Source organism: Komagataeibacter oboediens (assembly GCF_018491655.1).
Lineage (GTDB): Bacteria > Pseudomonadota > Alphaproteobacteria > Acetobacterales > Acetobacteraceae > Komagataeibacter > Komagataeibacter oboediens.
On the sequence record NZ_JABLUU010000005.1, the window covers coordinates 105,917 to 118,398 of the forward strand.

Sequence of the window (12,482 nt, forward strand, 5' to 3'; positions counted from 1 at the left end):
TTGCACGAAGCATGAACAGGCGCACATAACGACAATGATGAAGAGAAGGAACACCCGGCACCGCGCCTTTGACCCCGAACCCGACGCGCCTGATCGCTGCTGTGACATGCATGGCTGCGACCAGCCGGCGGGTTACCGCGCCCCGCGTTCGCGCGATGCGTTGAACAAGTATTTCTGGTTCTGCCTTCAGCATGTCCGGGAATACAACGCAAACTGGGACTTCTACCGCGGCATGACCCCCGGCCAGATCGAGGCGCATATCCGTGCTGATGCGTCCTGGAACCGGCCGTCATGGAAACTGGGACAGGGCAACGCCGCCCATGCCTTCAGCGAGGAGGAGGTGCTTGACCCGCTCGACCTGCTGAAGGGGGCTGCAAAGGCGCGTGCACGAAGCCGCGCGCGCCAGCGGCGCGAAGAAGACAGCCGGGCGGAGGCACCACAGGCGCTGAAATGCCCGCTGGGCGTGCTGGACCTTGGCTGGCCGGTGTCCATGGATGAACTCAAGTCCCGGTACAAGGACCTTGCGCGCCGACATCACCCCGACACCAATGGGGGGGACCGCAAGGCGGAAGAACGGTTCAAGGGCATCAATATCGCCTATGCCACGGTGCGCGCCCACCTTGTCGCCACTGCCGGGCGCGATGGCATGGCCCGCAGCGCCTGACGGGCTGCCCACGGAAACCGTGCACTGGCTGATCGTTACATGTCAGCCTATAACTCCATGACCCGATATGCCGCGCCCTGCGCTGTCATGGCGGGCCAGAACAGATGAAGCGACGGACGAGAAAAAGCAGATGAACGAACCCGCAGACCTGATAACCGCCGCAGCGGACGCCAATGGCACGCCGCTTCCCGATATTTCGGCCGTGTCCGCACCCGACCTGCAGGTTTCGGCGCGGGACGTGTTCGGTATCGACAGCGACATGAAGGTGCCCGCTTTCTCGGTCCGGACCGATCATGTGCCCGATATCGACCCGTCCTACAAATTCGACCATGACACCACGCTGGCCATCCTCGCAGGGTTTGCCTTTAACCGCCGCGTCATGGTTCAGGGTTATCACGGCACGGGCAAGTCGTCCCATATCGAGCAGGTTGCGGCCCGGCTGAACTGGCCCAGCGTGCGCATCAACCTCGACAGCCACATCTCGCGTATCGACCTGATCGGCAAGGACGCGATCGTGCTGAAGGATGGCCAGCAGATCACCGAATTCCGCGAAGGCCTGCTGCCGTGGGGCCTGCAGCACCCCTGCGCGCTGGTGTTTGACGAATACGATGCCGGCCGTCCCGACGTGATGTTCGTGATCCAGCGCGTTCTGGAAATCGAGGGGCACCTGACCCTTCTGGACCAGAACCGCGTGATCCGTCCCCATCCGTTCTTCCGCCTGTTCGCGACTGCCAATACGGTCGGTCTGGGCGATACCACGGGGCTGTACCATGGCACGCAGCAGATCAACCAGGGCCAGATGGACCGCTGGAACATCGTCACCACGCTGAATTACCTGCCCCATGCGCAGGAAACGGCCATCGTGATGGGCAAGATGGGCATTGATCCCAAAAAGGACGAAGCCGGGCGCAGGCGGGTGGAAAGCATGGTCGCACTGGCGGATCTGACGCGTTCGGGCTTTATCGCGGGGGATATTTCCACCGTCATGTCACCGCGCACGGTCATAAGCTGGGCCGAGAACTATCGTATCTTCAACGATCTTGCCTTCGCGTTCCGCGTTACTTTCCTCAACAAATGTGACGAGGCGGAACGCCCGACGGTGGCGGAATATTACCAGCGCTGCTTCAACGCCAGTCCGCTGGCGCCCAGGGGCTGATGACAGGGCAGGCACGGCATGCGTGAAAACCGGAAAAAACCTCCCACCCCTCAGGACGGGCAGGATGCCCGTCGGGCCGAAGGCTTCAAGCGTGCGACGGTAGGCGCCGTACGCGCGCTGGGCGGTCAGGCGCAGGCCGAGGTCTCGTTCCTCAACGGGCCGGTGCCGTCCGGGGCGTCGGTTACCGGCACGCATGTCCGCCTGCCCCAGCCCTCGCGGCAGATGACGGATGCGGACATGACCCGCATGCGCGGCGCGGCCGATTCCGCCGCCCTGCGCCTGCGTCACCATGACGTGGCGCTGCATGCCAGCGCCATGCCCCCCGCAGGCGAAGCGCGCGAGGTATATGACGCGCTGGAACAGGCGCGTGTCGAAAGCCTTGGGGCGCGGCACATGGCGGGTGTTGCCGCCAACCTTGATGCCCGTCTGGCGCAGGAATGCGCGGATATGGGGCTGGATCGCCTGTCCAGCCATACAAAGCTGCCAACGCCGCTTGCCCTTGGCCTGCTGGCGCGTGAGCGGATGTCCGGCCGTCCCCTGCCCGCATCCATGCGTACCCTTATGAAGGCGTGGTCCGATGATCTGCCACCAGCCGCCCTGCGCGCGCTGGATGAAATGGTGGAGCGGCAGGACAGCCAGCATGATTTCGCGCAGGCCGCGCGCAGGCTGCTTATGGCGTGCGACCTGATGCAGCAGGAAACCACGCCCGATGAGGCGGCCGACGATGGCACGGCCGAAGCCGAGGCCGCCAGCAGCGATGACGAGGAGCAGACGGACGACGCAACGCCCGAGCCCCAGGACGAAGGGCCGGAGGAAGATGACAATTCCCTGCCCATGCAGATGTCCCAGGGCACGGGTGCGGGTGATGAGGACCCCGATGACGGGGAACAGGGCGGATCGGCCAGCGGGTCGGAAGAAGCAGGCGGTCCGGGTGAGGATGCGGCGGAAGAGGAAGATGTTCTCCCGTCCTATCATGCATTCACCACTGTGTATGACGAGGAAATCGCCGCCGAAGACCTGTGCGATGCGGAAGAACTGTTCCGCCTGCGCCAGACGCTGGACCAGCAGCTTGTCAGCATGCAGGGTGTGGTGTCCAAGCTGGCCAACCGGTTGCAGCGCAAGCTCATGGCGCAGCAGACACGGGCGTGGGAATTCGACCTTGAGGAAGGGATGCTCGACGCGGGCCGCCTGTCGCGCATCGTGGTCAATCCCATGCTGTCCCTGTCGTACAAGCGCGAACGCGATACCGATTTCCGCGATACGGTCGTCACCCTGCTGATCGACAATTCGGGGTCCATGCGCGGGCGGCCGATTTCAGTGGCCGCCATGTGTGGTGACATCCTTGCCCGTACGCTGGAACGCTGCGCGGTGAAAGTGGAAGTGCTGGGCTTTACCACCCGTGCATGGAAAGGGGGCCGCAGTCGCGAACTGTGGACGCAGGAAGGCAAGCCCGAAAATCCCGGGCGGCTGAATGACCTGCGCCATATCATCTACAAGGCCGCCGACATGCCGTGGCGGCGCGCGCGGCGCAATCTTGGCCTGATGCTGCGCGAGGGGCTGCTGAAGGAAAACATTGATGGGGAGGCCCTGCTGTGGGCGCAGCGGCGTCTTGCCACACGTGCGGAAGGCAGGCGTATCCTCATGGTGATTTCCGATGGCGCGCCCGTGGATGACAGTACGCTGTCGGCCAATCCGGGATCATATCTGGAAAATCACCTGCGCGAGGTCATTGCCCATATCGAAAACCGCACCAGTACCGAACTGCTGGCCATTGGCATCGGTCATGACGTGACGCGGTATTACCGCCGCGCCGTGACCATTACCGACCCCGAGGAACTGGGCGGCACGATGATGAAGAAGCTGTCTGAACTGTTTGAGGAAGAAGCCACGCGTGGTCGCAGACGCGGCGGTTAGGCCCCTGCCCCGCTCCGGCGTATGGAGCGGGGCTTTTTTAGCCTACCTGCGGCATAAGAAGTTTTTGGTGAAGCTTTTTTGCAAAAAGCTTCAGAAAACACCGCCTTCCTGAAAAAAAGCGGCCCCAGAAACTTCTTTAATTTTTTATCAACAGCGTTTTAGCCCGCCGTCAGCCTGCGGTCCGCAAGGTCCAGCAGCGCATCCAGCATATGGTCCACATCAGCATTGGTGGTGCGGTGGTTGACGATGGCCGCACGGATGGCCTTGCGCCCGTTGATGATGGTGGTCGAAGGGGCCGCGATCCCGCTTTCATGCAGGTCCTTCACCACCTCCCCGTTGAAATGGTCAAGGTCCTCCACGGGGGCGATGATGCGGAAGCACACGATATTCAGCGTAACCGGGGCCAGCAGTTCCAGGCGCGGATTGGCCTCGACACGTGCGGCAAGGTGCCGGGCGATGGCGCAGCAGTTGGCGATCATCCGGCCCATGCCATCTGCACCATAGGTGCCCAGCGTCATCCACACCTTCAGCGCGCGGAACCCGCGTGACAGGTCGGGGCCAAGGTCGCAGTACCATGGCGCATTGGTGGCAAGTCCGCGGTCCTCACGCGCAAGGTAGGCGCGCGACTGCGCGAAGGCTGCGGCCTGCGCACCGGGGCGACGGACAAGGATGCAGCCCGCGTCGTACTGCACCTGCGCCCATTTATGGAAATCGAAGGCCACGCTGTCCGCGCGTTCCAGTCCCCGCAGGCCGGGCCGCAGCGTATCGGACAGCATGGCCAGCGCGCCGAATGCGCCATCGACATGGAACCAGATGTTTTCACGTGCCGCGATATCGGCCAGAGTGTTCAGGTCGTCGATCGCCCCGGTATCCACGGTGCCTGCCGTGCCGATCACCATGAACGGTTCCAGCCCCGCCGCGCGGTCGCGGGCAATGGCGCGCTCCAGTTCGGGCAGGATCATGCGGTTGTCCGCATCCACCGGAATGACGCGCAGGGCATCGGTGCCAAGGCCGGTCAGGTCGAACGCCCGTGAAATACAGCCATGTGCGGTCGCGGCGGCATATCCCACCAGCCTGCGCGTGCCCACGCCCTTGGCGCGCATGTCCAGCCCGTCGGGCACGGCACGGCTGGCGGTAATGACGGCAATCATGTTCGCCATGGATGACCCGGTCACCAGCAGTCCCGTGGTGGTGTCGGGAAAGCCGCACATTTCCGCAGCCCAGCGGATGACTTCGCGCTCGACCTCGATCGGGGCGTGGTCGCGGCCACCGCAATTCGCGTTCAGCCCGCCAACCAGCAGTTCCGACAGCATGCCGACCGCAGTGCCGCCGCCATGCACCCAGCCCATGAAACCGGGATGCACATTGCCGGTGGAATAGGGTTCGACCAGTTCGCGAAAACGGGCGTACAGCTCTTCCGGCGGGGTGGGATCATGCGGCAGACCGGTGCGAAGCCGCGCACGCAGGGTGTCGGGCATAGGCTGCCAGACCGGGCGGTCGCGCAGGGTGGACAGGCGGTCGATCATATCATCCACCATCTGATGGCCCAGGGCGCGCAGCCCATCCCAGTTGTCCGGATCCAGTCCTGTCATCTCTCTCCACCATATCCTGCGGTTGCAAGGCCCATCTGGCCTGTCTGGCGTGCCCTACATACCGGGCCGCGCGTGTGGGCGCGAGGGGGAAAGGATGCAATCAGTCTCCATCCCCTTCCGCACTCATGCGTCGCGCCAGGGTGGCGCATACGAAAAGCTGGACCTGATGGTAGATCATGAGCGGCATGACAATCAGCCCGACATCGCGGGGTGAAAACAGCACGCTGGCAATCGGCACGCCCGATGCCAGCGATTTCTTGGACCCGCAGAATATGATGGCAATCCGGTCGGCGCGGGGAAAACGGCACAGTCGCCCCGCCAGCATGGTCAGCCCCAGCACGATTGCCAGCAGTCCGGCATCCACCACTCCCACCCGACCAAGCTGCAGCGGCGGCAGGCGGTGCCACAGGCCCTGCGTCACGGCTTCGCTGAAGGCGGTATAGACCACCACGAGGATCGATCCCCGGTCGGAAAAGGACAGCAGCTTTTTGTGCCTGTGCGCCCATGCCCCGATCCATGGCTGGGCCACCTGCCCCGCGATGAAGGGGACCAGAAGCTGCAGCACGATGGGCATGATCCCGCCGCCACTACCCGTGCCATGCCGGCCAAACACGATCCCTACCAGAAGTGGCGTCAGGAAAATGCCCAGTATGTTGGACAGGGTGGCCGAACAGATGGCGGCGGCCACATTGCCCCGTGCAATTGAGGTAAAGGCGATGGAGGACTGAACTGTTGATGGCAGGCAGCACAGGAACAGCACGCCCGTCCACATGGGCGCATCCAGCATGCCCGGCAGTGCCGCATGCAGCGCCATGCCCAGCAGGGGAAACATGACGAACGTGCATGACAGGATGGCAAGATGGAGTCGCCACCCCAGCATTCCCTCCATGACCGCGCGACGGGACAGGCGCGCGCCCTGCAGGAAAAACATGTTCGCGATCATGATGATGGCAAGGATATTGAAGACCCTGACCCCATCCCCGCGACAGGGCAGCACGCTTGCCAGCGCTACGGTGGTCAGCAGGCAGGCAAGGAAGGAATCAATCCGGCGCAGCATGGCGGCGTGGGCATGGCTGTTTCATCATGGCGGTGGGCATATCATACCCGATTGCATCCGGCGCGTAATCACGCCAACTTGTGCCGCAAATGAAGACATTATTCATCACTACCGCCCTCGCCGTCCTGTCCTGCATCGGGCCGGCCGGGGCCACGGCCCTGCCGGGCACATGCGGCCATGTGCAGGTGGGCAGCAGTCAGCCCCATGGCAATGGTGCCCTTGCGGGGCATGGCTACGACCTGTCGCTGGCTGGGGATGCGGACCAGACATTCCATGCCACCGACATTGCGGCCAGTGGCACCGGGCTGCCCCCGCAGGCGCTGCGGGATATGGAGGATGTGGCCTCTCTCGTCATGCTGGCGACGCTGACGGGTCATCATTCACAGGGATGTTCGCAGGATTATTTCGTATCCGCCGCCACCCCGATCATGGAAGGGCTGCGTGCGGGCCACAGTTATGACCTGACATGGCAGGGCGGCCTGTTGACCAGTGGTCAGACAAAACTGTCCTTCCGTCGCGCGCACCTGCATCTGGCGGGTGCCGCAAGCGGTAGCGCCCCGGCCACGCTGACGCTGGATACGCAGGGCATTGGCATTACCGGCACGCATAACACGCTGCTGGCCAGTGCCCTGCCGCAGCAGGCCGCGGCCAATGCATCCGTGCCCGGGGAGTCACTGGTGCCCCTGGCTGCCGCCATTACCGGCCATCCGCCCGAAAACGTGCGCGTGCCCCTGCATGTGGCGTCCCTGACCGCGCAGCGCGGCGCCATGCAGATTACCGGCAATGGCGATGCCAACCTGACAGGCAATACCGACGCGTCATCCGCCACCGGACACATACAGGTGCAGAACCTTGATGCCGTGATCGAGACCCTGCGCAATGCGGGTCAGACGCGGGCCAGCGCCGCGCTGATCCTGGCCAAGCTGTTCGGGCATAAAGCGCCATCGGGCGGCACGTCGTGGGATGTCAGCTGGGAGGGCGGGGTCATGACCGTCAACCATATTCCCCTGCCCATCCGCTAGATCCCTGTCCGCACAGCGTGTCGCTCCCGTTCTGTGGCCGGGACGCGGCAGGCTGACGCGCGACTGAGGGATCTTTTTGGTAAAGCTTTTTTCAAAAAGCTTCTGGACGCGCCGTCTCTTTGAAAAAACGCCTTCCGGGACTCCTGCATACAGACTGTTTCACCCATGTGGCGCCGCAAGGAAGGGTCCGACCGCCTGCAGGTACTGCTGGGGCTGTTCAATCGCTGGTCCATGCCCGCATGCAGGGATTACAGCCAGCTTTGCGCCCGGTATGCGTGCTGCGAAATCCTGACCATCAGCCAGCGGTACGATCTGGTCGTCCTGTCCCCAGACCACAAGCGTGGGGATGGTGATGCGTGTCATCTGCTCATCGAGGAAGGTCGCCGGGTCATTGATGTTATGAAGCAGGCTGTCCTGTGTGTACTGCGTGCCTTCGGCAAGACGGGTTTCGAAAGCGTTTTCCACCACCGCGTCGGTAATCAGGGCATGGTTGTGGAACAGCGTGCCCAGTCCGGTGCGCGTGCCTTCGATGGACAGGGCATGGCTGAAGGGCGGTGTGCCCTTGCTGAATAGACTCCGGTGGCCCGCCGCATCGGTCAGCACCAGCTTTTCGGGGCGGAGCATGGCGGGATTGTTTTCCGCCTCGACGGCATACAGACCCGCAATCCAGCCACCCAGCGATTCACCGGCGAGCATGAAATGCGTGACGTGGCGGGCTTTCAGGAAGCCATCAAGCATATCCACCCATGTCTGCACCCCGTAGGCGATCATGGGCTTGGCCGACTGCCCGAAGCCAAGCTGGTCCATGGCCAGAACATGGTAATGCCGGGCCAGTTCAGGAATGACCTTGCCCCAGTCGAAACGGGCATTGCTGCCCAGACCATGCACCAGAACCAGGTCAGGTCCGTGTCCCGCTTCGATAAAGCGGATCGTCTGCCCATGTACCTGGACGGCCTGCATGACATCAGCTGCCTGCGCGTGTGGCACGGTGCATATCGTGCCGCAGGCCAGCGCAAGGGCTGCCGTCAGGCGGCGGATCATTTTGGGGATCATATCATTCCATCCTTTTTCCTGCACCACGGATGTGCCGTGGCCATGGCCTTACCCGTCAGGAAAATAGGGGATCGGACGCAGGCCGCCCACCAAAATCATACCGGAACGGGAATGACATGGCGACCGCCCTGCCCCGCGCGTTCAGGCGGCATCCCGGCCTATGCCGGGATGGTTGTTTCCTCCTGCGCCAGCCGGACCAGCGCCGTCAGCACCTTGCGTGCCTGCGTGATGCGCTGGACGTTGGTCATTTCGCGTATGATCGCAAGCTTGTGGTCGGGCCGCAGGCGGACATTGGCTTCCTTCTGCTTCGCAATCCATGCCACCAGCCCTGCCGGGTTGGCGAAGGTATTGCCACGGAACTGGATAACCATACCTTTCGGCCCGGCCTCCAGCCGTTCCACTCCGGCCTCGCGGCACATGCGCTTCAGGGTGACGACATCCAGCAGGTTGCGCACCTCATCTGGCAGCGTGCCGAAGCGGTCCACCAGTTCGGCTTCCATCGCCTCGACTTCCGCATCATTGGCCAGCGCCGCGATGCGGCGGTACAGGCCAAGGCGGACCGGCAGGTCGGTGACATAGGTATCGGGGATCAGCACCGGCAGGCCAAGGATGATGTTGGGCGTCCAGTCACGGTCCTGCAGCCTGCGCCGTCCTTTTTCCGTGCGCAGGTCGGCCACCGCGTCTTCCAGCATCTGCTGGTACAGCTCGATCCCCACCTCGCGGATATGGCCCGACTGTTCATCGCCCAGCAGGTTGCCCGCACCGCGCAGGTCAAGGTCGTGGGATGCCAGCGTGAAACCTGCCCCCAGCGTATCCAGCGTCTGCATGACTTCCAGCCGTTTCTGCGCTGCCGCCGACAGCACATGCGTCTGGGGCCACGTAAGATAGGCATAGCCGCGCTGCTTGCCACGTCCCACGCGCCCGCGCAGCTGGTACAGCTGACCCAGACCGAACATATCGGCGCGGTGAATGATCAGCGTGTTGACTGCTGGCATGTCCAGACCGCTTTCCACAATGTTGGTGGACAGCAGGATGTCATATTTCCCGTCACTGAACTCGGTCATCACCCGTTCCAGCTCGGTTGGTGTCAGGCGGCCATGGGCCTGTACCAGCCGGGCATCGGGCACGATTTCATGCAGGCGCGCGGCCATGCGGTCCAGATCCTCGATACGCGGCACGACGCAGAAGACCTGCCCACCACGGAAGCGTTCGCGCTGGATCGCCTCGCGGATCACCACGCTGTCGAACGGCATGATGAAGGTGCGCACCGCCAGCCGGTCGGTGGGCGGAGTGGCGATCAGGCTCATTTCCCGCACGCCGGTAAGCGCCAGCTGCAGTGTGCGCGGCAGTGGCGTTGCGGAGAGTGTCAGCACATGCACGTCCTCACGCAGCGCCTTCAGCTTTTCCTTATGCGCCACGCCGAAATGCTGTTCCTCATCGACGATCAGCAGGCCGAGATCGGCAAATTTCACTGTCTTGGCCAGTAGCGCGTGCGTGCCGATCACGATATTGACCGTGCCATCAGCCAGCCCCTTGCGCACGGCGGTGGCTTCCTTGCCCGTGACCATGCGTGAAAGCTGCGCCACCTTGACCGGCAGCCCGGCGAAGCGGGCGGAGAACGTGCGGTAATGCTGGCGTGCCAGCAGCGTGGTCGGCACCACAACCGCCACCTGTGCACCCGACATGGCGGCAACAAAGGCGGCCCGCAGCGCAACTTCGGTCTTGCCAAAACCCACGTCGCCACAGACCAGCCGGTCCATCGGCCTGCCCGACGCCATGTCATCCAGCACGTCGGCAATGGCGCGGGACTGGTCCTCGGTCTCGACAAAGGGGAAGCGGGCACAGAACTCGTCCCACAGCCCATCCTCGGGCGTAATGGCCGGGGCCTCGCGCAGGGCGCGCGCGGCGGCCGTGCGGATCAGTTCACCCGCCATGTCGCGGATGCGCTGTTTCATCTTCGCCTTGCGCGACTGCCACGACACGCCACCCAGCCTGTCCAGCGCCACATGGGCCTGATCCGAGCCGAAGCGGCTGAGCAGTTCGATATTCTCCACCGGCAGGAACAGCTTTTCATTGCCGTCATAGATCAGGCGCAGGCAGTCATGGGGGGCCGTGCCCACCCCGATCGTCTCCAGTCCGTCATAACGGCCGATGCCGTAATCCTGATGGACGATCAGGTCGCCTTCGGCAATTTCGGAGGCTTCGGAGATGAACTGGTCCGCCTTCTTGCGCCGGCGCGGCGGGCGGGAAATCCGCTCACCCAGCAGGTCCTGCTCGGATACGAAGGCCACGTTATCGGCCACGAAACCGCGTTCCAGCCCCAGTGTCAGCAGGCCCACGGTACCGGGCTTCAGCTTCTGCGCGTCTTTCCATGTGGCGAATGTCTGGACCGGCAGGCGGTATTCACGCAGCAGCACGCCAATCCGCTCGCACGATCCCCGGCTCCAGGCCGTGACATAGGCGCGCCTGCCCGTCTGGGACCATTCCTCCACCTTCGCATGCAGCATGGGAAAGACGTTTTCACGTCCGTCGGTCACGGTTTTGGCGAACATCTGTCCCGGCCTGCCGCCCGCGTCCATGCCGGGCGCGCCATCGGGCTGGGCGAAGGGCATGAACACCACGGCCTTGTGGCCCGCAATCATTGCATCCCAGCCCTTGCGGTCGAGATACATGAGGTGCGGCGGCAGCGGGCGGTATGGTACTTCGCCTTCCCGCGTCGGCTGCCTGCGGGCGTCATAATGGTCCGCGATCATTTCCAGCCGGGTGACCAGCACCTCTTCCGCCTGGTTGGCCAGCGATATGGACACGCCGGGCAGATAGTCCACCAGCGTTTCCATCTGTTCGTGGAACAGGGGTAGCCAGTGCTCCATTCCCGCGTGCCGCCTGCCGTCCGATATGTGCTGGTACAGCGGGTCATTGGCCGCGGCCGGGCCAAACAGGTCGCGCCAGCCGGTGCGAAAGCGTGAGATGCTGGCGGGATCAAGGCTGAAATCCGCCACCGGACGCATGGTCAGGCTATCGATCTTCGCGGTCGAGCGCTGGGTGCCGGGGTCAAAACGGCGGATGTTCTCCACCTCGTCACCAAACAGGTCAAGGCGCACGGGTTCGCTGTCGCCTGCGGGGAAAATATCAAAAATGCCGCCACGGGTCGCGAACTCGCCCTGGTCCATCACCGTGTCGGTGCGGTTGTAGCCATGCGCGATCAGCAGTTCCATCAGGAATGGCGCATCAAGGCTTTCACCCGTCTTGATGGTCATCGACTGCCCGGCAAAGGCGGCGCGTGGTGCGACACGCTGCACGATGCCCATCACCGTGGTCAGCACGATGCGGGGCGCCGTGGTCTTTTCCAGCAGACGGGTCAGCGTTGCCACCCGTTCCGCCACGATGGCGGGATTGGGGGAAACGCGGTCATACGGCAGGCAGTCCCAACCCGGAAAACGCAGGATTTCCGCCTTGGGTGCAATGAAGGCCAGCAGGTCCGCGATGCGCGCCATGGAGGCATCATCGCGGCAGACATGCAGCACGGGGCCGTCATGTTCCCCTACCCTGCGTGCCAGCAGGAAAGCGTCATACCCATCCGGCACGCCCCATACGGGAAGCGGTGCGCCGGGTGCGAGTGAGAAACCTGCCGTATCGTTCATTTTCCGCCCCGGATCGCAGCAAGCCGCGCGGGATCGGTGGCATCGGCCATGATTTCCTTCATCATGGGGGTATTCAGTTCGTCCGGCACCGGGCGACGGCCGCTCAGCCAGTCCGCAAGGTCGGCATCCGGCAGGTCCATCACCGCTTCCAGCGCATCAAGCTGGGCTTCGGTCATGCCTTCCAGCCGGGGGGCGACAAAGCCCCCGATCAGCACGTCGGTTTCGTGTGTGCCGCGATGTGTGGCGCGGTAATATATCTTGCGCCGTCGTGTATCGAGGCGCGAGAGATCAGGCGTTCTGGCTTCCATTGCGTTCCACCCATGATGGTTGTGTTTTGTTCCGTAACGCAGGTGTCCTATAGCCGTCACGCGGGCATCTGTCAG

Annotated in this window: 10 protein-coding genes; 4 read left to right on the forward strand and 6 right to left on the reverse strand. The window is 63.5% G+C overall.

The genetic code is table 11. The features are described 5' to 3' along the window. Positions 1-34: 34 nt before the first annotated feature. The 3 genes from HNO79_RS06380 to HNO79_RS06390 all read left to right on the forward strand — a co-directional run bounded on the left by HNO79_RS06380 (position 35) and on the right by HNO79_RS06390 (position 3,734). Positions 35-664 (forward strand): J domain-containing protein, encoded by a 630-nt coding sequence (locus HNO79_RS06380; protein ID WP_214164916.1) that lies wholly within the window; start codon positions 35-37, stop codon positions 662-664. A gap of 130 nt (positions 665-794) precedes the next feature. Further along, the gene (cobS, locus tag HNO79_RS06385; protein ID WP_010513437.1) at positions 795-1,820 is read left to right on the forward strand and encodes a cobaltochelatase subunit CobS; all 1,026 of its coding nucleotides are present in this window, start codon (positions 795-797) and stop codon (positions 1,818-1,820) included. Positions 1,821-1,838: 18 nt separating this feature from the next. After that, entirely contained in the window at positions 1,839-3,734 is a 1,896-nt protein-coding gene (locus tag HNO79_RS06390) for a cobaltochelatase CobT-related protein (RefSeq protein WP_110507127.1), read from the forward strand. A gap of 158 nt (positions 3,735-3,892) precedes the next feature. Here the strand turns inward: HNO79_RS06390 and HNO79_RS06395 are convergent, their stop codons facing one another. The 3 genes from HNO79_RS06395 to HNO79_RS17480 all read right to left on the reverse strand — a co-directional run bounded on the left by HNO79_RS06395 (position 3,893) and on the right by HNO79_RS17480 (position 6,763). After that, on the reverse strand, positions 3,893-5,326 hold the full coding sequence (locus tag HNO79_RS06395) for a pyridoxal phosphate-dependent decarboxylase family protein (protein ID WP_200409378.1): 1,434 nt from the start codon (positions 5,324-5,326) through the stop codon (positions 3,893-3,895). A 100-nt stretch (positions 5,327-5,426) separates the two neighbouring features. Further along, positions 5,427-6,383: a bile acid:sodium symporter family protein gene (locus HNO79_RS06400; RefSeq protein WP_214164915.1), complete on the reverse strand. Its 957-nt coding sequence runs from the start codon at positions 6,381-6,383 to the stop codon at positions 5,427-5,429. A 98-nt stretch (positions 6,384-6,481) separates the two neighbouring features. Then, on the reverse strand, positions 6,482-6,763 hold the full coding sequence (locus HNO79_RS17480) for a hypothetical protein (protein ID WP_408885687.1): 282 nt from the start codon (positions 6,761-6,763) through the stop codon (positions 6,482-6,484). Positions 6,764-7,060: 297 nt separating this feature from the next. On the opposite strand from HNO79_RS17480, the gene HNO79_RS17485 reads away from it, so the two are divergent. Continuing rightward, positions 7,061-7,405 carry a hypothetical protein gene (locus HNO79_RS17485; RefSeq protein ID WP_373636458.1) on the forward strand — a complete coding sequence of 115 codons (345 nt, stop codon included), beginning with the start codon at positions 7,061-7,063 and terminating at the stop codon, positions 7,403-7,405. A 159-nt stretch (positions 7,406-7,564) separates the two neighbouring features. Here the strand turns inward: HNO79_RS17485 and HNO79_RS06410 are convergent, their stop codons facing one another. The 3 genes from HNO79_RS06410 to HNO79_RS06420 all read right to left on the reverse strand — a co-directional run bounded on the left by HNO79_RS06410 (position 7,565) and on the right by HNO79_RS06420 (position 12,407). After that, positions 7,565-8,458, reverse strand: a complete 894-nt coding sequence (locus HNO79_RS06410; RefSeq protein ID WP_214164914.1) for an alpha/beta fold hydrolase — start codon at positions 8,456-8,458, stop codon at positions 7,565-7,567. A gap of 158 nt (positions 8,459-8,616) precedes the next feature. Further along, positions 8,617-12,099 (reverse strand): transcription-repair coupling factor, encoded by a 3,483-nt coding sequence (mfd, locus tag HNO79_RS06415; protein ID WP_214164913.1) that lies wholly within the window; start codon positions 12,097-12,099, stop codon positions 8,617-8,619. After that, positions 12,096-12,407, reverse strand: a complete 312-nt coding sequence (locus HNO79_RS06420) for an FAD assembly factor SdhE (RefSeq protein ID WP_010507900.1) — start codon at positions 12,405-12,407, stop codon at positions 12,096-12,098. The genes mfd and HNO79_RS06420 overlap by 4 nt, the downstream gene beginning before the upstream one ends. Positions 12,408-12,482: the final 75 nt, after the last annotated feature.

What these genes read in the sequence shown, in the direction of transcription:
- HNO79_RS06380 (WP_214164916.1), top strand. Translation starts at nt 35, where the DNA reads ATGATGAAGAGAAGGAACACCCGGCACCGCGCCTTTGACCCCGAACCC.
- cobS (WP_010513437.1), top strand. Translation starts at nt 795, where the DNA reads ATGAACGAACCCGCAGACCTGATAACCGCCGCAGCGGACGCCAATGGC.
- HNO79_RS06390 (WP_110507127.1), top strand. Translation starts at nt 1,839, where the DNA reads ATGCGTGAAAACCGGAAAAAACCTCCCACCCCTCAGGACGGGCAGGAT.
- HNO79_RS06395 (WP_200409378.1), bottom strand. Translation starts at nt 5,326, where the DNA reads ATGACAGGACTGGATCCGGACAACTGGGATGGGCTGCGCGCCCTGGGC.
- HNO79_RS06400 (WP_214164915.1), bottom strand. Translation starts at nt 6,383, where the DNA reads ATGCTGCGCCGGATTGATTCCTTCCTTGCCTGCCTGCTGACCACCGTA.
- HNO79_RS17480 (WP_408885687.1), bottom strand. Translation starts at nt 6,763, where the DNA reads ATGATGACCCGTCAGCGTCGCCAGCATGACGAGAGAGGCCACATCCTC.
- HNO79_RS06410 (WP_214164914.1), bottom strand. Translation starts at nt 8,458, where the DNA reads ATGATCCCCAAAATGATCCGCCGCCTGACGGCAGCCCTTGCGCTGGCC.
- mfd (WP_214164913.1), bottom strand. Translation starts at nt 12,099, where the DNA reads ATGAACGATACGGCAGGTTTCTCACTCGCACCCGGCGCACCGCTTCCC.
- HNO79_RS06420 (WP_010507900.1), bottom strand. Translation starts at nt 12,407, where the DNA reads ATGGAAGCCAGAACGCCTGATCTCTCGCGCCTCGATACACGACGGCGC.